Raw genomic sequence first — 1,828 nt, forward strand, 5'->3', positions numbered from 1 at the left:
TTTGTTCGTCACGTTTCGAGTCTCACTACCTCTGAAACGCACGACCGGATCAAGCGGCCGACCTACTTGCTCGCGAAATATCCAGGCTAGGGCTCAAGCCCCGACTGGCACAGGTCTGGCGCACAGAGGGCAATCGATCCCCCGCGCGCAGCACCCCGGCAGCGATCTGCCGCTCGAATTCTTGAGCGAGCAGTTCGTACCTCATGGAGGCGGGTTGGCGGCGATCACGCATGGTGTCGGCACCGCGCCTCGGTCGACAGCCGGCTGGGTTGGGTGGCGTCTTTGAAGTCTAGCGTCTGAGCGTGGCAATGCAAGTATCTGACGGATCCCGTGCGGTCAGGGCCGCTCTATGCCCTCATCGGACCCCAGGGGGCTGAAAAGAACACTTGGGCGAGACAACGCTGGCCGCCGGAGGCTGTTGCTACCCTGCGACCGCTCCTACGGCTTCGATCGCCAGCGTAGTTGTACTCCTTAGCGGCTGCCCTGGAGACTGACTTCGCCAACGTCCTGCACCAAGGGCGGCGTGATGGCAACCTGTCCGCGGCATTGCGCGATTGTTGGGACGGCGTCGACCTGAAGCCTGCCACCAAGTCGAACCGACTCTATGCAAGTGATCCACACGTGTGCTTGAGCGGCGCGATCTCACCAGGCTGCAGCTTCACCATTACGAGGCAGGCGGATCGGTAGCCTACCGGGGCGCGCGGCAGCTGCCCGGTAAGCGACTTCATTTCCTTCTAGGCTCAACCCAGTCAGCGACTATATTTCCCAGTCAGCGACTTTGTTTTCAGTTAACGACTTTATTTCCCGCTGATGCCAATAAGAGAGACTGTCCATCAGCTCCCTCGAACAGAAATTCTTTAAAGTCTGTCCAAGTGCACTGCTCGGCTGGCAGCAGAATCGATCGTCTTAATAAGAACTGTCCACGACATGGTGACTGGCTGCCGGCACTACAGCGCCCCCCGCACCGCGGGGTGCAGCATCACGCCCCTCCGGTAGCATCGATCTCCGCTTGGCGCACGTCAGCCTGCACCGCCCACGAGTCCTTCCGTATGTAGTCAGGCACCAGATTCGCTGGCCTGTAGGGCGCTGAAATCGGCGGCGAACCCGCGCTTGGACTCTCCGCGGGAACCTCCCGCGCCGCCAGCCTGGCGACGCAAGTGCTGCTCAGTTCAAAACCCTTAGGAAAAGTCCGCAGCCCGGTCGGTCGCGAGGTGTTCAACCAAGGCCGATGCTCGAGCCCCATCGCGTCAGATGCTGGCCAGCTGCTAACACCAAAGCGGAGTCCGATACGCGCCAGCTGGGTGATCATCCAGCGCAATGCGCCGTTGGACAAGCCACGTTCCTCCGGTGGATACCCACCGCCCACATCCGCATGGGCGCCCGGGAATAGAACCTGCGTGACGTTCGCGCGAGGCTCCCAGAACGTCGGCGTGAAATCAATGCGCTGCTCGTCAATTGCCAGAGCCTGTAGACCATAAGCCACCCGATCCGAGAGACTGTGGCTCGCGAACGCAAAGAGGTCTGTGCGCCGCCCGGTGTCATCCCCGACAGGAATCCCGAGCGCACCAACCGTGTCCCACACGCCTACGGCCTTGATCGGCACGTTGGCGAGGTATCGTGGCGGCGGAACTCGGTGCAGCAAGTCGCCCAGCAGATCGTTGGCGTTGTGCCAGAACGTGTCCAGATCGTTGCCCCAATCGCCGGTGTCTACGCTTCGACGGTAGTCGACCCATGCCTGTGTGCGCCGATGCAATTCTGAGCCACCGTGCCGACCCAATAGTGAGCCAGGGATGGGAGCCGGTCTGATGATGTCCGGCGGTGGATAAGT

At 61.4% G+C, this 1,828-nt stretch carries 1 protein-coding gene; it reads right to left on the reverse strand.

What is annotated here, in order from left to right; all coding sequences use genetic code 11:
• Positions 1-979: 979 nt before the first annotated feature.
• A partial coding sequence (locus D466_RS23735) for a DUF2235 domain-containing protein (protein WP_196803542.1) occupies positions 980-1,828 on the reverse strand: 849 nt, incomplete at its 5' end.

Origin of the sequence: Thiomonas sp. FB-6 (assembly GCF_000377645.1) — a bacterium.
Lineage (GTDB): Bacteria > Pseudomonadota > Gammaproteobacteria > Burkholderiales > Burkholderiaceae_C > Thiomonas_A.